Raw genomic sequence first — 18,667 nt, 5'->3', positions numbered from 1 at the left:
GCAGCATGGACATGCCACGCTGTCGGGCTCCACTTTCAATCGATGTGACCGCCATGGAAATCCCCGTCTCTGCGGGTCATCCGGCCTCTCCGGACGACGACGGGGATTATTAGAAGGGAGCCGATTTATCTGCTGGCAACAAGGATTTCGGGGGATGCGGTAAAAGCGTATGTAATTGGGAGCATTCAGGCGGGATCGGTCCCCAACGGATCCTGCCGTGCCGCGACATCGCGCTGACGTTCGCGCAGGAATCGGTCACCCGTCGCCAGCCGGCGTTCCAGCGCGGTCAGGAAGCCTTCAAACCGTTCAAGCCCCATGGCACGTGCCGATGCCCGCGCATCCTCCGGAAGTGGGGGCGTGCTGGTCAGCCAGAACCGGATAAACAGGCTGACTGTCTCCGCCAGGATCGAGAGATCTTCCTCCAGCCCGGCCATCTGGCGCGACAGCCGGTCAAGGCGGCGCGATGTCGCCGCCTCCTGCCTCTCATTGGCATCGTCCGTCAGGAACGACAGCACTGCCGTTTCCACCAGGGCAGATTTCGAGATATCCCTCCGCACGGCGCGGGCCTCAAGTTGCTTATGGATATCGGGATCGAAATAGACGTTCAGGCGTCTGCTGCGCTTATGCATTGTCAGTTTCCTCCCAGTTCCAGACCGTCATCGCGATCCATGCCGGCCTGGCGGATGATATTCCCCTGCCGCCGCAGTTCCGCCGCGCGCTGCGCCTCGACCTCGGGGTTGCCATCAGGAATTTCGAATTCGGCGGCCGGGTCAGGCCGCTCAGGCGCGATATCCTCATGCTCGGGCAGTTCCGGTTCCCGGCGGACGCCACTGTTGGCATCGTCGGTATCGTCGACATGAGGTCCGGCATCCGGGGACGACGGCACGCCCGGCATGTCCCCTGCGACCACCCGTCCAGACCACACATCAAGGGCAGGATCCCCGTCCCGCCCGAACACCGCCGGATCGGGTGGGGGCATGATGCGCGTGGTAAAGCGGCGATCATGATAATAACGCACCTTCAGGGCGCGGATGGGCGGGCAGCCCGACAGCATCACCAGTTCCTCATGGTCAGGTAGCTGCTGGACTTCGCCCACGGTCAGGAGCGGCCTGGCGGTTTCCTGCCGGGAAACCATGAGATGCCCCAGCCAGGGCGACAGGCGATGCCCGGCATAATTGGTGGAATCCCGCTGCTCCGTTGCCGTGCCCAGGGCATCCGACACCCGTCTGGCAGTCCGTTCGTCATTGGTCGCGAAGCTGACCCGAACCTGGCAATTGTCCAGAATACTGTTGTTCGGCCCGTATGCCTTCTCGATCTGGTTGAGGCTCTGGGCGATCAGGAAGGCCCGGATCCGGTACCCCGCCATGAACGCCAGGGCGCTTTCGAAGAAATCCAGCCGCCCGAATGCCGGAAATTCATCAAGCATGAGAAGCAGGTTGCGCCGGGTGGCCGCCGCCTCCAGATCTTCCGTCAGACGGCGTCCAATCTGGTTGAGCATCAGCCGGATCAGCGGCTTGGTGCGGCTGATGTCCGAGGGCGGCACGACGAAATAAAGCGAGACCGGCTGTGCCGAGGACACGAGATCCTCAATCCGCCAGTCACACCTTCTGGTCACCGTCGCCACGACCGGATCACGATAGAGCCCAAGAAACGACATGGCGGTGGAGAGCACGCCGGAGCGTTCGTTGTCCGATTTATTGAGCAGTTCCCGCGCAGCCGAGGCCACGACGGGATGTGGTCCCCTCTCCCCCAGATGGCTCGTCCGCATCATGGCGGACAGGGTCGCCTCAATGGACCGCCTGGGGTCGGAGAGGAATTTCGCCACGCCAGCGAGCGTCTTGTCGGCTTCGGCATAAAGCACGTGCAGGATCGCGCCGACCAGCAGGGCGTGCGAGGTTTTCTCCCAATGGTTGCGCCGTTCCAGAGCACCATCCGGGTCGACCAGGATATCGGCAATGTTCTGCACGTCGCGGACTTCGTATTCGCCCGGACGGACTTCCAGCAGCGGGTTGTAGGCGGCCGATGCTGGGTTGGTCGGGTCGAACAGCAGCACGCGCCCGAAGGTTGCACGAAATCCCGCCGTCAGTTGCCAGTTCTCACCCTTGATGTCGTGGATGATGGCCGAACCTGGCCAGGTCAGCAGGGTCGGAATGACCAGCCCTACCCCCTTGCCCGAGCGGGTGGGCGCGAAGCACAGCACATGCTCCGGCCCGTCATGTCGGAGATAGGCCCGGCGGTATTTGCCCAGAACGACCCCGTTGTCGCCCAGCAGGCCGGCCGCACGGATATCGTGCGGGGTCGCCCAGCGGGCCGAACCATAGGTTTCGACCCGACGCCTTGCCCGCGCCCGCCAGATCGACAGAGCGAAGGCCACAATGACGGCCAGAATAACGCCCGCAACGCCAATCCGCGCACCATGCACGAAGATGCTTGGCGCGTAGGCGTCGAATTCATACCACCACCAGAAGAAGAGCGGCGGCGCATACACGGGCCAGCGGTGCCCGAGCATGAACCAGGGCGCCCCAAGCTCGGGCTGGAACCCGAGACGCCAGGCGGTCCACTCGGTCGCGGCCCACCAGAACAGCAGCATGATCGCGAAAACCAGGATCACCTGGCCCCAGGCCACACGGGACGCGGACATGAACACCTCCGTGACAGGATGATCCGTCCGTCAGGAGGAATAACCACGCGCGGAGCAAGACAATTCAGCAGCCGTGCGGCAATCGGCGGTCTTTGTGTAAGAAATCGGATGCACCGTTCAATGCGGCGTCTTTCCGCCGGGAATGGTCAGGAGCTGACGGTAACCGGTGTCGCGCATCCAGCGCGCCCGCGCCATATGCGAGTCCCAGCATCGGCGCGCTCCATCCCTGTCAATTGCCGGATCACGGCCGAGCACGATCCGTGCCACCTCCCGCCAGTCGGCGCCTGCTTCCTCGGCGTCAAGAAGGCGGAGATAGGTGACATGATGGAGATGGTCGTACGCCGTCAGCAGTGGACAGTCTGGCGCTTCATCGGATGGAGCGGCTCCGTTATCGGGTTGGGACGTCATGATCCTGCCCTTTCCTTCAGGTCCGCAGATCATATCCTGAAATGGGATAATCCCGATACGGGATTATTGGGACGGTTCCTCAGTTTCAACCGGAACCGCACCCTATGCCGAAATCGCTGCGCTCTCCGCGACAGCACCGTCTCATGGAACTGCTGATCGCAGCAAGGCGCGGCAAGGGACTGACCCAGGCCACGCTGGCGGAGCGGCTCGGCAAACCCCAGTCCTACGTCGCGAAATACGAAACCGGCGAGCGCCGGATCGACGTGATCGAATTCCTCGACATCACAACCGCCATCGGACTCGATGCCGCTGACATTCTTGCCAGTCTTATGGAAAATCACTGAATCAGTTCGGCCTCATTCAGCCGCTATTCCGAACTATCGTCCCCATCAGGATCTCGCAGCCAGCTTGGAATATCCTGATGGGCGTGCAGAACACGCCAGACATCCAGATGGTCCTCACGCTCGACGTAGAAAACCACGAACGGCCAGTTCCGAAGAGTGAGCGCACGAAGCCCCGGAAGGTCGAGTTCATACCCGCAACGCGGCGAGCCGATGCCGGGATATTGCCCGATCAGGGTCATCCCCTCTTCGAGCGCACCGACAAACCGGTCGGCCACAGCACCACCGGCTTTCCCGACATAATCGTCAATGATCCGATCGATATCCCGCTCGGCCTGCTCGCGCAGTACCGCGCGTCTGGTCGTCATGATGATCAGGCGCCGCGCGCACGCGATCGCAGGCGTTCGAAATATGTGGCATCAGCCGTGGAGCCCGTTGCGGATCGGCCGCCCTCAAGCAACATGCCACGCAGACGCTGCCTGTCCTGGTCCTTGCGGATCAGCTCGCGCACATACTCGCTGCTGGTGCCAAAGCCACGGCCGGCAACCTGCTGGTCAACGAAGCTTTTCAGGGCTTCTGGCAGAGAGATGTTCATGGTGCTCATGGAGGCAGAATACTCGCGTATGGCAAAAATTGGCAACATGATTCATGCCTGCCGGCGTCATAATCCGAGCCCCCGCTGCCGTCCCAACTGCCAGTCCATGGCGCCCGCTCGCATGACGCCAGCAATCTCCTGTCCGATCCGGTTCTCGATGACAGGGTTCCAGGGCACCAGCACGAACTCATGGGTATTTTCGACCAGCGCATAGGTTCCACTGGCCAGCCGGACCTTCTCCTTCAGTGTGCCCCGGACTCTCTCGCCATCCGCCATGGTGCGGTAGGACGTGCCGCGTGACATCCCCAATTCCTGGCCGATACGGTCCAGTTCCCGCCGTTCCAACGCCGCCAGCAGGCCCTTGCGGTAGCGGACACCCCCCTCCCTGTCGCGCCAGGCGTCGCCCCGCTCGACCAGCACGTCCTGACGTTGCTTCCGGGCCTCGGTCACCTCATGACCGAACCCGGCATCGACCACATTCGACCTGCCGCGCGACACCAGCCCACGGTCCAGCCATGTCGCGCCATCCGCCGTGATCTGGGCATCGAGATCAAGACTGGACAGGACGCGCACGGACATCTGTTTCGCACGGCTCGTGTCATAGGCCGCCGCCCGCTCCAGATAGTCGCCGGGGATCTGCCATTTCCCGTCCTCGATCCGCTCGACGACGCCGGCGCGCCGCAGGGCTTCCAGACGCCGGACATGGGAAGCCACGTAAGCCTCCACATCGCCGCCCGGAAGACGGGACATAGACCGCGCGTGGGCAAGATGGGCGTCGGTGCGATAGACGCCCCCGTTCCCCGCGACCGACATGATTTCCTGGTCGGCTGGGCGGGGGCCGGAAACCTCCGGGCCAACCGCGACAATGCTCCCATTCCGCACGCCTTCCAGGGCACCTGGGCTGATCCCGGCGACATGATGGGTGCGCCCATCCAGCCCGTCGATGACCAGGCCCACCTTTTCGCCCAGCTCGTCAGAGAGATGACGGTCAAGGATCCGCCCCTCCACCGTGTCGCGTGACGCTGGACCATGAAAGACGAACAGACCGGGATCGGGCGCACGTCCCTGCTCGCGCATCGCCCGGTTCATCGCACGAATGATATCGCCCCGCTCGCCAAGGTCGCGCAGCGTCTTCTCCATCTCCGGTGCGAGCGTCCACACACCATGCTCGGCCTGGCTGGCGAGGCCTATCCGCTCCAGCTTCGCAAGCCGCCGTTGGCGCAGGACATGATCGCCGCCCTGATCGCCGCGCATGTCGATCGGACTGTCTTCCGCCAACGCCAGCAACTGCCGGTCGATGCGCGTGAAGCGGTCCTGCCCGACCATATTCTCCAGCTTGCGACGCTGCTCCAGCGCCGTTTCCGGACCCAGCTCCAGCGTCACCAGTTCGGTCGCCCGTTCGCGTACGCCCTGAGTGATGTAATCACTGGCGATGACCAGATCCTCACCATGGTCGTCATGGCCATGGATGACGATATGGGCGTGAGGGTGACCGGTGTTGAAATGATTGACGGCGACCCAGTCGAGCTTCGTGCCGAGATCCGCCTCCATCTGCGTCATCAGGTCGCGCGTGAAGGCGGTCAGATCCTGCATCTGCTCGGCGTCCTCCGGCGAGACAATAAAACGAAACTGATGCCGGTCGTCCTGCCCGCGTTCGAGGAAGGCGTCGCCGTCGGCGCGATCGGCCTCCGGCCCGTAAAGCTGGCCCCGCTGCCCGTCGCGGGACGTGCCGTCGCGCTGGATGTAATTGAGGTGGGCGCGCGCCCGTCCGTCACGACCGGGCGTCCGGATCATGCGCGACTTCACGATGACGCGGCGGCTGCCGGATTTCGCATGGTTCCAGCCTGCGATATGGCGTGCCCGCACGAAGGACGCGCCGCGTCCTTTGCGAACGCCGGACCGACCGCCGCGACGTGGGGCAGCATTGCCAGAACCACCCGGCATAGTCGGATCTGATGCGGCATGATTTCGGGACGGCCGGGACGCGCCCGACCGTCGCACGGACGCACGCATCCGCGAGAGAAAACTCCGGGTCTTTCCGCCCCTCCTGTCACGGATGCGACCGGGCCGGACACGAAACCGCGTGTCATCGTCAGACGACATGGCCAGCACCGCAAATCACCGCCGTTTGCCGCACAGTGCCGTCAGGACTGGCGGAATACAGCCTGCTGCTGGAAAACCGCCGCACTGCGGCCTGAAAATCGGCAGTGCCGCGAAGCGGGACGCCAACCCCATGTGCAGACAGACAAAACCGCAGGTTCGGACCAGACGAAGTGCCGCGCCCTTTAATCTTGCCGTGCCTCCCTACCCCTCTTCCTTTCCTCGCTCTCATGGTTTCACGATCTCCGCCCGCACATCGCCCTGCTGCTCTGGCGCAGAACGAGAGACGAAAAAATCGGCACGTCGCGAACGATCCCGCATTGGAAAAAATTCGACCGAAAAGGGATGAAGAAGGACGGCATTTTTCCCAATGGAAACCGGGATCGGCCGGATGGATTTCGGGACCGTTTTCCCTGCCGCGATGAAGAGCGATCCGGCACGCCAGTCGGCCACGATTTTCGACAGGACTCCGGCAGTGGAGACGATCGGGGCGCCAATCAAATTCCGGATCTGCGCGACATAGGAAATCGTCTCGGCGGGTAATGGCCGACCGGTCGCCAGATGGTCGTCATAACGACCGGGACCAGCGTTGTAGGCGGCAAGAAAGCCTGCATCGCCATAACGGTCGTGCAGCCATCGCAGGTAGGCTGCCCCAGCCGCGATATTGTCGTGCGGATCGAAGGGATCGGCACCCAGATTGAGCGTGCGGCGGGCATCCTTCCATGTGCCCGGCATAAGCTGCATCAGACCCATCGCACCGGCACCGGAAACTGCGTGCGCGTCGCCAGCGCTTTCAGCCTGCAGGACCGCCCGCACCCACGTCGCCGGGATCGCATTTTGCTCCGCCGCCTGCCGCACCAGATCGTCGAAATCCTGCGCATAGCCATGACCGGGCGAGAGCGGCAGCGCGAGCACGGCCAGCATGCTGCCGGGCAGGAAATGCCGGCGCCTCATTCCCGACCTCCCGGACGCTTCGCGGGCCGGTTCCACACCAGTTGCCATTCACGCCCACCGCGTCCCGCCTGGAACAGCGTAGCGCGGATTGGCTGCATGAAAGTGGGATCATCCAAGACCACGGATACATACTCGCCGGCACGTTCCCCGGTGCGTTTCCATCCCGCGCCCAGTTCGGGACCAGTATCCCCGTCGCCCAGATGGATGCGATAATCCGGTTCATGCTCCGCGCCAGTGTTTTCCGCTGGCACGAAGATCAGTTCAGCATCCAGCGACAGGGTGCGCACACGCCCGGCAAATCCATCGGCGGTGCGGGTGAAAAATCCGATCTGGCTCATGGGAAAAATCCTTTCCGACAGAATGGGAATGACTGAGAATTCAAGGGATGGATGACCATCATTGAATGAGCGGTTCGCTCTCTTTCACGGGCATCATGGGTGGAGCCAGCAGCACTCCCTTCCGCACGGGATCATCCGGTTCCGGAAGGGGGTCGAAATGCGGCGGCGGTGGCTCTGCCTCGCCCGTCCTGACATACACCGGCACGGCGCGTCCGATGACGGTGTCCATCGGCAGGACGCCGAAATACCGCCCGTCCAGACTGGTCGGCACAGCGGCGTTCATGACGAAGATCTGCCCCGGCCCGAGATGCTGACACCCCTGCCAGACCGGCAGCTTGCGGCCCCGATGATCGACGGGTTTCGCGTCACCGGCCGCCTTACCGTCGATGGTGACATGGACGCCGATGCGACAGACACTCTGCCCCGCCAGTGCTGCCACAGGCTTGAGCAGCGGCACGCCGAACGGCAGGTAGCCGCGTGTCGCCAGCAGCGTGGCCTCGCGCTCAGGAAGACGGAGCGCGACAATGTCGCCGACGCGCACCGGGACTGTGGGCTGGATGCGATACAGGCCCACCGGAACGCTGGCCGTCTCGTTCCAGACCCAGCGCGGTGTGGGATGAAACGCCAGCGAAGCGCCCACGCCGAGCACAGCGAAATACGTGGCGAAAAACCAGCCGCGCCGGGTCATGATACGGCTCCCCTGCGCAGCCACGCCTCGTGGCGTTCGCGCGTATAGGGACGCGGCTCCTGCGCCGCTGTAAGCCGGTGATGCAGGTGCCGCCAGTGATCGGGACAGGCGGCCGCAGGATCAATTCCCAGTGCCTCCACGACGTCGATGGCCTCCAGCACGCGCCGCACCTTGGGCCATCCACTCTGCCGCAGCAGGCTCTCGCCACCAGGGTGCACGAAGGGCACAGTCTGGCAGACTTCCTGAACGCTCACGGCCCGCACGATATCGATGCAGGACACAACGGTTCCGAAATCGTTGGCCGCCCAACGGATGAAGGCGAACACGCTGTCCGGCGTGAAGCTCATCAGCCTGCGCCGACGGTCGAGAATGCGATCCTCGACAGGGAGCCCGAACCGGATCCAGTGCTCGATGCGCTTCTCGATCCAGGTCAGTTCGACCGTGGTCAGCACAGCGTCGTCCGGCCTGAAAGAGCGAGCGGTCATCGGACACCGACCAGGCGATCCGCGACCGCTTCCCGAGCCTTTTTTCCATGCCCCGACCGGGCGGCCGGAAGGGGGGCGAAAAGACCGAAATCCCCTACATAATAAGTTATTATATTAGTTATATAAGTTACGGGGCTAATTTCGGCTTTTGAATCAAATGGTTCTGCGGTTTTTCGCACCTGTAGCAACGGTAATTCCGCACCTGCACCAACGGTATGTTCCGCATCTGAAGCAACGGTATGATCCACATGGTTTTCCCCAGGCACTGTGGATCGACCCGTTGGAACAATGCGCAGACCTGGCAGTTTTCCGCCGGAAACGAGCAGAAAATCGTAGCCGGGAATGTTCTGGCGACGCACGATGGTGCCGATATCGATCATGAAATTGCGCAACGGAGTGAGACTGCCGGAGCGGGTGTGCAGGTCCGCCACATCGAACGTCCACCCGGTCTTCTGCCGACCGGCATGGCGGCGCGCCAGCCGGTAAAGCCAGCGTTCCAGACCACCAGCCAGCCGGAAGTAGGCGGGATCAAGGGTGAGGATGCGGGAGCAGTCGCAAACACCTTCCATGAACCAGATCGGCAGGGTCAGCGACACACCCTCTGTTCTGGAAATTCCCACGTCGCTGATCCAGGCGAAGGATTGCGCCGGCCAGTCAGAAGGGGTGCGCAGACTGGTGGCGACCCATGTGCCTTCCAGACGCACCAGAGCACCGCGAAGACGGCGGTACTGGTGCGCACCGTCCGCCCAGCCAAGATCGTGGAACAATTGCCAGGGCGTGAAGCGGACATGGCGTGACACCCAGCGTCCATGATTGAGAGCCTCGACAATCTGGCCCGCGAGCCAGAGCAACACGTCGGCATCCCAGATCGTCGCCATACCTTCGTCCGCCGATGCCCGGACAATCACATCGATCTGTCGGGACCGGTAACGGACTGGCTGGAAGCGCGGACGCCTGGCCAGTGCGAAGAACGGTCGCCCCATCAGATCGCGCTGATCACGGGGCCGGGCCGGGCCGCTGACCACGAAGCGCCGGTCTGGCTCCCGCCAGCTCTCGTCGGGCGCCATCACAGGCTCTCCCGCTCTTCGGGGGTCAAGGGGCGGGCCGGGAAGACCCGGCTGGCGGTCGCTTCCGACGGTGAATGACGTGCGCCCCCGGCGGTCCACGCCATCATGTCTTCGACCGAATAGAGCACCCGTCCGCCAACCTTCCGGTACAGTGGGCCGGTGCCGTAGGTGCGATGTTTTTCAAGCGTGCGGAGCGAGATACCCAGAAACCGGGCCGCTTCACGCACACGCATCAGGTGCGGCGGGATCGCCATGACCATGTCTCCCTTTCCAATACCGCGCCGGACAGGGACCGGCGGGATATGGAGGGAAGCTGGTGGATAATCGGCGGCTCAGGGAATGGACATTTTTATCCACGACAAAAACGTCCATGAAACGAAACTGGAACCCGTCCTTTTCACCACCCGAACGCCGCCGTTCACCGCATGCCTTCGAAAATACCTTCCGGGAAAAGGGCTTTTTGTGCTTCGCTGTTTTCAGGGAGTCGTCACGAAAATCAGGGGCAAAACAATGCGGACAGATGCGGCCCAGCCCTCACCTGCGGCGCGACAATGGATAGCCCATAAGATCGCGGTAACCGCCGTCGATCATCCGGTTCGCCAGATTTTCAAGACGACGAAACCGACCGCGCCCGGCAATATCAGGCCAGTCATAGGCACTGGGCGTCGGTTCACCGAGCAGGCGATCGGCGATCACCCGCTCGCCAACACCTGCGGCAAGTGCATCGGCGACGCGCAGGGCGAGGATGTGGCGTGCGATGGACTGCACTGACATCCTGTGCCAGGGGCCAGGGTCCGAATGACCCGCAAGCACGCGCCACAGCCGGATCGCTTCGTGGGCACGCAGGGGCGTGAAGCTGTCATACGCCTGCTCGAAAGCGTAATGCCCCTCACCGGGCCATTGCCGTTCCATCCAGAGTTGCCAGGTCACACCACCGCAGACGGCAGAAACATAAACACCGTCGGACGTTTCGACGAAACGCGCGTCGGACAGGGCATGCAGGTCGAGGCGACGCGGCGTCAGCATCTGGCCAGGCGGCATTGGCCTGAGAGCCAGAACTGTCGGCAGGGCCACACGCGACCAGAGCGCGGTCAGGGCGCTGAATCGCTGGTCAGGATCGGCGGCGAAATCGCGGACCCCAGCGTCGGGCGAATTCCGCCTGGGCAGGATCGTCGGGAGACAGATCCGCGCAGGCGCGCTGTTCGTCGCGATAGCGACGATTGCGCCGAAGATATTCCCAGCCGAGTTCCGCCGGGTTCGCATCACGCAGGTGTTCATACCGCGCCTGGTTCTGCCAGTCTGCTCCGGGCATGACGCCCTCCCTCGTGTGTCTGAGAACGGGCGGCGACGCCTGCCCGGACAATCAGTATCCACGACGCTTTATCCGGCGGGAAGCTGGCAATCGGAGATCATGTGATCGCGAAACCAGAACGAAATGGGCGGCATTACCGCTGGTGTCCCTGCCCCTTGAAAGCCCCTCCGGCGAACCGGAGGGGCCTGGGGTGGTCAGTCCCCGTTACGCGGGCGCTGGCGGCTCCAGATCAGGTTATAGGCGCCACCTTCCTCTTCGAACAGGCTGGCGAAGATCGGACCGGGAAGGGTTGGATCGTCCAGCTTCACGCTGAGATATTCGCGCCAGTCGGTGGTGTGCTTGATCCAGGCGGCCCCGGCTTCCAGTTTTCCGATCTGCACCCGGAAGTTGGGAACATTGTCGCTGGCCCGGTTGGCTTCGGGCACGAAGCGGACGCCCCGGATTTTCTGTGTCAGGGTGACGATTTCGCCTTCGTACCCCTCGCCGACTTTCTTGAATGAACCGATGATCATTGTCCTGTCTCCTGGCTTGTATCGGGCCGCGACCACCGTGGCCTCGATGGCCATCGTCAGCCCGGAGACGACCGGCGGCGCACCTGCTTGCAGGCCGGAGCAACGCGAAGGACGGCGACACGGAACTTTCTTGTTCCGCGCGGAATGACGGCGCAGCCGGCAGGGGAAGAAAGTTGCGGGACGCCGTTGCGCCAGAGCCGGGCGAGGCAAAGCCGGTCTTCGGGCAGATCGGCCATTATCCGAGGCCATGATGTGCGGCGCCGTCAGCGTTATGTGGAGGCAGGCCAGTCCGTCGGGTTTCATGGACAGGCGTGCGGGTCTGATGGGACGTGCCCTTCCCTGGCGGGAAAATCCGGGGCCGCTATCGGTCATATCGAACAGCGGGTCTGTGACAGAGATCACACCCACATCCGGACTGGGAAACAGCAAGGGGGCGCACCGATCCTGCGTTGCACCGTATGAACAGGCGTGTCTCCGCGTGAAGCTGGACGGTCCGGCCTGGATACCTACCCGTCCATGCCCTTTCGACGAGGCGGCGCACGAACACGCCCAATGGAGCCGCCCTTGCTCGCGCAAGGGGGACTGACCGCCGCCCCCTACACTTGCCTGCCGGAAGATCAGGCTTTCAGACGGGCTGGATGGCACAAAGCCGCGTCCATGCGGCCCCACCAACGCACAGCGCTCCGAATGTCGCGAAGATGTACGAGGGAATGGCGCCCATATCGCCCAGACCGCTGAACCCCAGCGTCATGCCAAATCCAGCCAGCGCGGCTGGCAAAGCAAGTAGGAGCGAGACCGTAACCCGCAGGACGGGATCGTGCGAGGAGACGAGGATCGCCTGACCGAGCACCAGAACCATGATTCCGGCGGCGATACCAGCAGGGATGGTATGAGAGCCGGACATTATGGCATGGTCATAAAATGTGGTGCAGACCATTGCCGCTACAAACAGGGGAGCGGCATAAACCGCACAGAGAAACAGCAGCCAGCACAGGAAACCGATACCGGCGACGCCAAGGACAATTCCGAGACCGAGCAGCATGGATCGCATCCTTTCCGTGGAATGGAATATCTCACACATGCCGGGACAGTTCCGATATATCCAGGGAATAGAAGCCAGTTTCCCGACATCGTTTTCACGATCGGGACAGCGCGCGGAGCGCGCCGGACAATCCTGACCGAGGCGCCCCTGTCGGCGCCTTCCGTTCGCGCCGGGAACGCGGCGCGTTGACCTGGCAGCGTTGGGATTGGATCAAAGAACACCGGTCCGGCACCCTGTTTCACTGAACCTTGCGAGCCGGCGTGCCGGCGAGCGCCGCACGCGCGGGCAACGGGTCGCCGTTCCCGCCGCCGATCGCAGTCCGGGGTCAGGCGTGCGCGAGAAAGGGAGAAAGGGCGGCTTACGCCGCTGCCCTCCCTGCCCCGTGCCAGGCCAGCCGATGGGTCGCCGTGGCCGCGTGCTCCGGGTCCAGTTCCATGCCCAGCCAGTCGCGGCCAAGATGCTGCGCCGCCACAAGGGACGAACCCGAACCGGCGAACGGGTCCAGAACCAGCCCCCCGGTCGGGCAGAAGGTTTCCACCAGGGGAAGAAGTGCGGCCACCGGCTTTTGCGTCGGGTGCAGTTTGTTGCCCGAATAGGGCATGTCGAGCACGTCCGGGATGGGCTTTGCGGGTGGTGTCACATTCCCCTTGGCCAGCAGGTAGGCGCTTTCGTGTTCATACCGGAGAAAGCGGGAAGAAGATGAATAGGACTTACGAAAAACGATATGCCCGACCATGCGGAACCCTGCCGCCTTCCAGGCATCGGCGAATAAATCTATCCGGTTCCAGCCATAAAACGAAACGGCAAAGCCGCCCCATTTCAGAACACGGTGCATCTGGTTGAAGGCGGGGCGGAGCCAGCGCGCATTGTCGTCGTTGCAGATTTTCCGCCCGTCCCTGCCCTGGTAATTCACCAGGTAAGGCGGATCGGTCAGGATGAAATCCACCGCATTGCGGGGGAGTGCGCGCATCAGTTGCACGCTGTCGCCGGTCAGAATGGTATTGCGGAAATCGGTCGCCGTATTGGTGTTGCCGGTCATGGTCTTTGCCCTTTGTTCCGCGAGGAACAGCCCCCGCTGTTCCTCTGCCTCGCGGCGAGCAGCGGGGTAGCAACGGCAAGGGCGACCGATGGGGAGGGGGATCGCCCGGTCTGCACGGAGCGCAGCGGAGGAAGATCGGGGACACCCCATCGGGCGGCGTCAGCGCGCTGACGCGCACCCTTGTCGGCGCGAGGGCGGAGCCATTAGCCCTTTTTTCTGTTGTGAATCAGTCGTCCGGTCACAATCGGAATTGTTCGCCAGCGTTGCAACAGTAGAGCAGTTCATCAATGGCCAAGGCCCCCTCACTTACAGAACGGGACGGACTGTTTCAGCAAAGTCCAGACCCGCATGATCAGAGCATTCCTTTGATTTCACCGACCTCATTCAGCGGCAGAATACTTCCAAGAATCGTTGTAACTGTCGCGGCGAGCGATGCCAAAAGTGATCTTTACCTAACAATGGAACCCAGTGAACCGGCGCGTAACCTATTCCGGCAAACCATCAGCGGTCTGGCAAACGCTGAATAACAAATTTGGAGGAGAAACAGAATGTCTGTTATAAGAGTCTAGATACAAATCATAGAAAAGATTGAAATATATTCAAGCATGACCTAAGTTATTCGAAGCAAACAACGCAGGTCGCCGTTCGATCCATGACTAAATGACGATTAAATATTCCATCGGGCAACACAAGTAAAATGTCCGATAGACATTATATAGGAATGAGAAGATGTCATCATATTGTATAACCGCAGCCAACCATAGAAATTCCAACAATCATTGTGCTTCACAGTTCTTGGTTTGGGAACTAAACCAAAAAACAAATACGTGGAACCAGATTGGAGGCAAGCCTATAAATTTTATTAGTGATCTTTTGTTATCCGGACATAGCGTAAATTCAGCGCAATACAACGCACAAACTAACACTATTTTTTTAGGTGCTCCTGTAGAATTGGAACTTAGAATTGCACGCAATAATACGCAATACCATATAAGCACGATGCCAAAATTCTAAGTAGATAATTTATACCCACCTAAAAGCCTGTTTGGAAATTCGGTCTGATGTGATTCAAGCTCTGGATGTGGACGCCAGAGCAGAGGGGCCGGATGGCCAGGATCACCCGCAAGACGAAACGCTACCCGTCTGACATGACGGACGAAGAATGGGAGCGGATTGGACCGTTGATGCCATGCCTTGGGCGTCGTGGTCGTCCACGGGAGGTCGAATTCCGTGAAGTGATCAACGCGGTTCGCTATCTTGTTCGTTCAGGCTGCGGCTGGCGGATGCTGCCGATCCATTTCGGACACTGGCGCACGGTCTATGGCTGGTTTCGGGAGTTGGCGCGCCGGTTCCTGTTCCAGACCATCCATGACGTTGAACTGATGCTCGACCGGGAGCAGGCTGGTCGCGAGGCCAGTCCGACAGCGGCGGTGATCGACAGCCAGAGCATCAAGGCGCCTCATGCAAAGACAAGGGGTTACGATGCCGGCAAGAAAGTCGTCGGACGCAAGCGCCATATTGCCGTCGATACGGACGGGCGCCTCCTGATGGTCAATCTGACCCCGGCCGACATCTCCGACAGTGCAGGTGCCCAGATGATCCTGGATGCGATACGCAAGCGTTGGCCATGGGTGAAGCATCTGTTCGCCGACGGCGCCTATGACCGCCTGAAGTTGATGGACAAGGCGACTTATCTGGATTTCATCGTCGAGATTATCCGCCGCCGCGACGGAGCAAAGGGCTTCGAGGTGCTGCCGCGACGCTGGGTGGTCGAGAGAACTTTTGGCTGGATGACCCGCTGGCGGCGGCTCGTACGTGATTACGAGCGCCGCGTCGACGTGTCACAGGCCATGATCTTCGTCGCCATGGGCGCCAATCTCATGCGCAGAAATGCCCACCCGTGATTTTCCAAACAGGCTCTAAAGAAATCGCTTCCACCAACCATGAAAACGAATAAATTTGATATATCGCAACCATTTACTAAATATAAATTTATATTCATTCATAAACGCATTAATAATTGAGCGGGGGAAATATAACCCCCATCTCAATATACATAAATAAATATATTTTCACTTCTGAGTTGGTGATATTATAAACGATAATTACTCCTTAGCTGAACGCCCAAAAAGATAGCCGATAGAAAAAGTAATAAGAGACATCAGCGTTGACACTGCGTCTTTATAGTTAAAGTCGGCTGACCCCGCCCAACGGAAAACAGAAATTATTAAGGTTATACATACGAATAATGCGATTAGTGCGGCTACATTCCTAGGCGCACTATTGCTACTGCCGAGTATATCTCCGATATAACCCCGGTCTAATCTCGTTTGTTGATTCCGAACATGCCCTTCGACAAGCTTACCGTCCAGCTTTGCGTCGCCAACTAACTTTAGCTCTTCAACCATTAGCTTACCGTATAATGAACAATACGAGTCGCATTAGAACCCTCTCCGATGCTATAGACGGCAAGGACTAACCTCATAGTAACATTATTAGCCAATGGTAGGTTGAATGATGAACTAATACCAAGGGGATTATCTGTTCCGTCAAATTTAATCTGCATTGGATTTGTCGACAGTTGGATATTAGTAGGCAACTCAGGGTTAAAAATAAGTGTAAAAAGGCCAAACGGTAGGTTCAGTTTTGCCTGTGTTCCGGCTGCAACGACTAAAGTGCCGCTTGCAATGACAGGATTTCCGTCAATTAATGTATTATTTCCACCAAACGACATAAGAATGTTCCTTTTTGATTATAATTGACAATAATAGTCTGATGTTAACCCTCTTCTATAAACGTTCATTCATATGCACGAATGCTGTAATTCAACTGCACGAATGCTGTAATTCAACAGAATTTATGGGAACAAAGCAACTTCAAATTTCCGTTATACAGAAAAATGATTAGACCTTCATTTCTCCGATATGAAGGCGAAACCGGTCTTATCTATTCCTCTACATCCTCTCGGTGACACGTAGCCGACGGAAAATGGACTATGGTTTTTCTCAACCTAGAACTGCACCTTCGTCTCCCTTTCGTATTTTTCTTTCTATACAATTACTTACGCAAACGCCGCCGATTACCGCATGGGAGAATTTTGTTCTTTTCCATGACGCATGATCCTGTCCAATGGCTCCAATATCGTCTGGAGAAACCATCATGGACCCACGAGACAGGCAAGCGCGGATCGAGATCATTCTTCCCGACGACGAAGCAGCCGCACCTTATGTGACGGATGCCAGCGTGCTCCGCCTGGCGCGGCTCATCGGTCGCCAGATGGCTCGCGAGGATTATGAGCGTCAGAAGCGCCGCCGACGCCGCACCCGCCATCCAGTAGCGCCTGGCCGAAAAACGTGATGGCGACGCCAGCGAATTGACTACCACCCGGTGGCCGGAAGCAAGGTAAGTTCTGACACTCTCTCTTTTTGAAAGATGATGCCCGGAGTCCTGCCATGGTCCGTGTCGCGCTCTATGCCCGCTATTCCTCCGACAATCAGCGGGCCGCCTCGATCGAAGATCAGTTCCGCATCTGCCGCGAGCACGCCAAACACGAAAAGTGGAAGGTCGCCAGCGCCTACAAGGACGCGGGCATTTCCGGATCCAGCATGATCCTGCGTCCCGGAATCCAGACCCTTTTGCAGGACGCGCAGCGCGGCGAATTCACTGTAGTGCTAGCCGAAGCGCTGGACCGCATCAGCCGCGATCAGGCAGACGTCGCCACTCTGTTCAAACATCTGAAGTTTGCAGGGGTCAAAATCGTTACCCTGGCCGAAGGCGAGATCAGCGAACTGCATGTCGGCCTCAAGGGCACGATGAACGCCCTGTTCCTCAAAGACCTCGCGGCCAAGACCCATCGCGGCCTGCGTGGCCGGGTTGAGGACGGAAAATCCGGTGGTGGCCTATGCTACGGCTACAAGGTCATCAAAAAGCTGGATGCGCGTGGAGATCCGATCCGAGGCGACCGCGAGATTGACGCAAACGAGGCCAATATTATCCGGCGCATCTTCAGAGACTTCGCCGCTGGCGTCGGCCCGCGTGCGATCGCACGCGCACTCAATGATGAAGGTATTCCCGGTCCGAACGGCAAGCTGTGGATCGACACTACGATCCGGGGTCATGTCCAGCGCGGCACGGGTATCGTCAACAACGAACTCTATATCGGCCGCCTCGTCTGGAACCGGCTCCGCTATATCAAGGATCCCTCAACCGGTAAGCGGGTGTCTCGGCTGAACCCTAAATCTGAATGGATCATCACCGAAGTACCCGAGTTGCGGATCGTCGATGATGCGCTCTGGCAGGCCGTCCGCGACCGTCAGGCGAAGATCGCCGCTCAATATGTCAACGTCATCGCGGCCGTCCGGACATCGGCAGCAAACAGGATGAACGGCATGCGCCGCCCCAAATCCCTGTTCTCGGGGATGATTTTTTGTGGCGTCTGCGGCGGCAGCTACTCGCTCCGCGAGAAGGACCGCTATGCCTGCTCAAACCGGATCGCTAACCGTTCCTGCCATAACAAGGCGACGATCCTGCGCTCCGACCTTGAAGAGCGCGTGCTGGCCGGCCTCAAGCACAAACTGATGACACCCGAAGCCGCCTCGGCAGCCATGAAAGCCTATACGGAAGAGACCAACCGGCTGAACCATGAGCGACGCGCCAACAGTGCTGGCTGGAAGGCCGAACTGGCAAAAGTCGAGAAAGGCATCGCTGGGATCATGACCGCGATCGAAAACGGAATGTTTGACCTTCATATGAAGGCACGCATGCAGGAGCTTCGCGACCGCGAGGTTGATCTGAACGCCCTGCTCTCCTCCGAACTGGAGGATACGCTCGACATTCACCCGAATGTCGCGGCGATGTTCAAGAAGAAGGTGGAGCGTCTGACCGAGAGTTTGAACCAGCCAGAGGACCGGGCCGAGGCGTCCGAAGCTGTTCGCGCGCTGGTCGAGAAGATCGTTCTCTCCCCCGGCGACAAGCGCGGCGAGATCTTCGCAACGCTGTATGGCGAGCTTGGCACGCTGCTGAGATTCGTGAACCAGAAGGACACGAAATCAGGCAAGTCCTTGAAAGGACTTGCGAAAACATCAATGTGGGTATCAGTGGTTGCGGGGACAGGATTTGAACCTGTGACCTTCAGGTTATGAGCCT

General features: G+C 60.1%; 22 protein-coding genes. 4 read left to right on the top strand and 18 right to left on the bottom strand.

Features of this window, described 5'->3' with window-relative positions; translation table 11 throughout:
* Positions 1 to 185: 185 nt before the first annotated feature.
* The 3 genes from HK28_RS03855 to HK28_RS03845 all read right to left on the bottom strand — a co-directional run bounded on the left by HK28_RS03855 (position 186) and on the right by HK28_RS03845 (position 3,049).
* Positions 186 to 629 (bottom strand): CopG family transcriptional regulator, encoded by a 444-nt coding sequence (locus tag HK28_RS03855; RefSeq protein WP_086643304.1) that lies wholly within the window; start codon positions 627 to 629, stop codon positions 186 to 188.
* Positions 630 to 631: 2 nt separating this feature from the next.
* Positions 632 to 2,641 (bottom strand): conjugal transfer protein TraG, encoded by a 2,010-nt coding sequence (locus tag HK28_RS03850; RefSeq protein WP_086643303.1) that lies wholly within the window; start codon positions 2,639 to 2,641, stop codon positions 632 to 634.
* Positions 2,642 to 2,758: 117 nt separating this feature from the next.
* The gene (locus tag HK28_RS03845) at positions 2,759 to 3,049 is read right to left on the bottom strand and encodes a DNA -binding domain-containing protein (protein ID WP_086643302.1); all 291 of its coding nucleotides are present in this window, start codon (positions 3,047 to 3,049) and stop codon (positions 2,759 to 2,761) included.
* Between the two features lie 143 nt (positions 3,050 to 3,192).
* On the opposite strand from HK28_RS03845, the gene HK28_RS03840 reads away from it, so the two are divergent.
* Positions 3,193 to 3,393, top strand: coding sequence for a helix-turn-helix domain-containing protein (locus HK28_RS03840; RefSeq protein ID WP_233140334.1), 201 nt, complete (start codon positions 3,193 to 3,195; stop codon positions 3,391 to 3,393).
* A 23-nt stretch (positions 3,394 to 3,416) separates the two neighbouring features.
* Here the strand turns inward: HK28_RS03840 and HK28_RS03835 are convergent, their stop codons facing one another.
* From HK28_RS03835 to HK28_RS03770, 14 genes are all read right to left on the bottom strand, one after another.
* A complete protein-coding gene (locus HK28_RS03835; protein WP_086643300.1) occupies positions 3,417 to 3,758 on the bottom strand; it encodes a type II toxin-antitoxin system RelE/ParE family toxin in 342 nt (113 codons plus the stop codon).
* Positions 3,759 to 3,763: 5 nt separating this feature from the next.
* Entirely contained in the window at positions 3,764 to 4,033 is a 270-nt protein-coding gene (locus HK28_RS03830) for a type II toxin-antitoxin system ParD family antitoxin (protein WP_233140333.1), read from the bottom strand.
* An 18-nt stretch (positions 4,034 to 4,051) separates the two neighbouring features.
* Entirely contained in the window at positions 4,052 to 6,088 is a 2,037-nt protein-coding gene (locus tag HK28_RS03825) for a DUF3363 domain-containing protein (protein WP_086643299.1), read from the bottom strand.
* Between the two features lie 225 nt (positions 6,089 to 6,313).
* Positions 6,314 to 7,039, bottom strand: a complete 726-nt coding sequence (locus HK28_RS03820; RefSeq protein WP_233140332.1) for a lytic transglycosylase domain-containing protein — start codon at positions 7,037 to 7,039, stop codon at positions 6,314 to 6,316.
* On the bottom strand, positions 7,036 to 7,377 hold the full coding sequence (locus HK28_RS03815) for a DUF736 domain-containing protein (RefSeq protein WP_086643298.1): 342 nt from the start codon (positions 7,375 to 7,377) through the stop codon (positions 7,036 to 7,038). The genes HK28_RS03820 and HK28_RS03815 overlap by 4 nt, the downstream gene beginning before the upstream one ends.
* 58 nt (positions 7,378 to 7,435) lie before the next feature.
* Positions 7,436 to 8,065 carry a S26 family signal peptidase gene (locus HK28_RS03810; RefSeq protein ID WP_086643297.1) on the bottom strand — a complete coding sequence of 210 codons (630 nt, stop codon included), beginning with the start codon at positions 8,063 to 8,065 and terminating at the stop codon, positions 7,436 to 7,438.
* Complete coding sequence (locus HK28_RS03805) at positions 8,062 to 8,550, bottom strand: DUF2840 domain-containing protein (protein ID WP_086643296.1); 489 nt, start codon at positions 8,548 to 8,550, stop codon at positions 8,062 to 8,064. Before HK28_RS03805 ends, HK28_RS03810 begins: the two co-directional genes overlap by 4 nt.
* Entirely contained in the window at positions 8,547 to 9,617 is a 1,071-nt protein-coding gene (locus HK28_RS03800) for a replication initiator protein A (RefSeq protein WP_198945783.1), read from the bottom strand. Before HK28_RS03800 ends, HK28_RS03805 begins: the two co-directional genes overlap by 4 nt.
* Positions 9,617 to 9,877: an AlpA family transcriptional regulator gene (locus HK28_RS03795; protein ID WP_086643294.1), complete on the bottom strand. Its 261-nt coding sequence runs from the start codon at positions 9,875 to 9,877 to the stop codon at positions 9,617 to 9,619. The genes HK28_RS03800 and HK28_RS03795 overlap by 1 nt, the downstream gene beginning before the upstream one ends.
* Positions 9,878 to 10,151: 274 nt before the next feature.
* Complete coding sequence (locus HK28_RS14475) at positions 10,152 to 10,529, bottom strand: DUF2285 domain-containing protein (RefSeq protein ID WP_369823590.1); 378 nt, start codon at positions 10,527 to 10,529, stop codon at positions 10,152 to 10,154.
* Between the two features lie 199 nt (positions 10,530 to 10,728).
* Positions 10,729 to 10,929: a transcriptional regulator domain-containing protein gene (locus HK28_RS14470; RefSeq protein WP_219810317.1), complete on the bottom strand. Its 201-nt coding sequence runs from the start codon at positions 10,927 to 10,929 to the stop codon at positions 10,729 to 10,731.
* Positions 10,930 to 11,123: 194 nt separating this feature from the next.
* Entirely contained in the window at positions 11,124 to 11,441 is a 318-nt protein-coding gene (locus HK28_RS03785; protein ID WP_086643305.1) for a DUF736 domain-containing protein, read from the bottom strand.
* Positions 11,442 to 12,066: 625 nt separating this feature from the next.
* Entirely contained in the window at positions 12,067 to 12,483 is a 417-nt protein-coding gene (locus tag HK28_RS03775) for a hypothetical protein (protein ID WP_086643292.1), read from the bottom strand.
* A 358-nt stretch (positions 12,484 to 12,841) separates the two neighbouring features.
* Complete coding sequence (locus HK28_RS03770; protein ID WP_086643291.1) at positions 12,842 to 13,522, bottom strand: DNA methyltransferase; 681 nt, start codon at positions 13,520 to 13,522, stop codon at positions 12,842 to 12,844.
* A 1,079-nt stretch (positions 13,523 to 14,601) separates the two neighbouring features.
* On the opposite strand from HK28_RS03770, the gene HK28_RS03765 reads away from it, so the two are divergent.
* Positions 14,602 to 15,426, top strand: coding sequence for an IS5 family transposase (locus HK28_RS03765; RefSeq protein WP_086643290.1), 825 nt, complete (start codon positions 14,602 to 14,604; stop codon positions 15,424 to 15,426).
* 503 nt (positions 15,427 to 15,929) lie between these two features.
* On the opposite strand, the gene HK28_RS13685 is transcribed toward HK28_RS03765, so the two are convergent.
* Positions 15,930 to 16,256: a hypothetical protein gene (locus HK28_RS13685; RefSeq protein WP_143217308.1), complete on the bottom strand. Its 327-nt coding sequence runs from the start codon at positions 16,254 to 16,256 to the stop codon at positions 15,930 to 15,932.
* 425 nt (positions 16,257 to 16,681) lie between these two features.
* On the opposite strand from HK28_RS13685, the gene HK28_RS03760 reads away from it, so the two are divergent.
* Positions 16,682 to 16,879 (top strand): hypothetical protein, encoded by a 198-nt coding sequence (locus tag HK28_RS03760; protein ID WP_086643289.1) that lies wholly within the window; start codon positions 16,682 to 16,684, stop codon positions 16,877 to 16,879.
* A 95-nt stretch (positions 16,880 to 16,974) separates the two neighbouring features.
* On the top strand, positions 16,975 to 18,663 hold the full coding sequence (locus HK28_RS03755) for a recombinase family protein (protein ID WP_086643288.1): 1,689 nt from the start codon (positions 16,975 to 16,977) through the stop codon (positions 18,661 to 18,663).
* Positions 18,664 to 18,667: the final 4 nt, after the last annotated feature.

The organism is Acetobacter sp. DsW_063, assembly GCF_002153745.1.
Lineage (GTDB): Bacteria > Pseudomonadota > Alphaproteobacteria > Acetobacterales > Acetobacteraceae > Acetobacter.
Note: the sequence above shows the minus strand (reverse complement) of the source record. Positions and strands in the feature narration are given on the sequence as shown.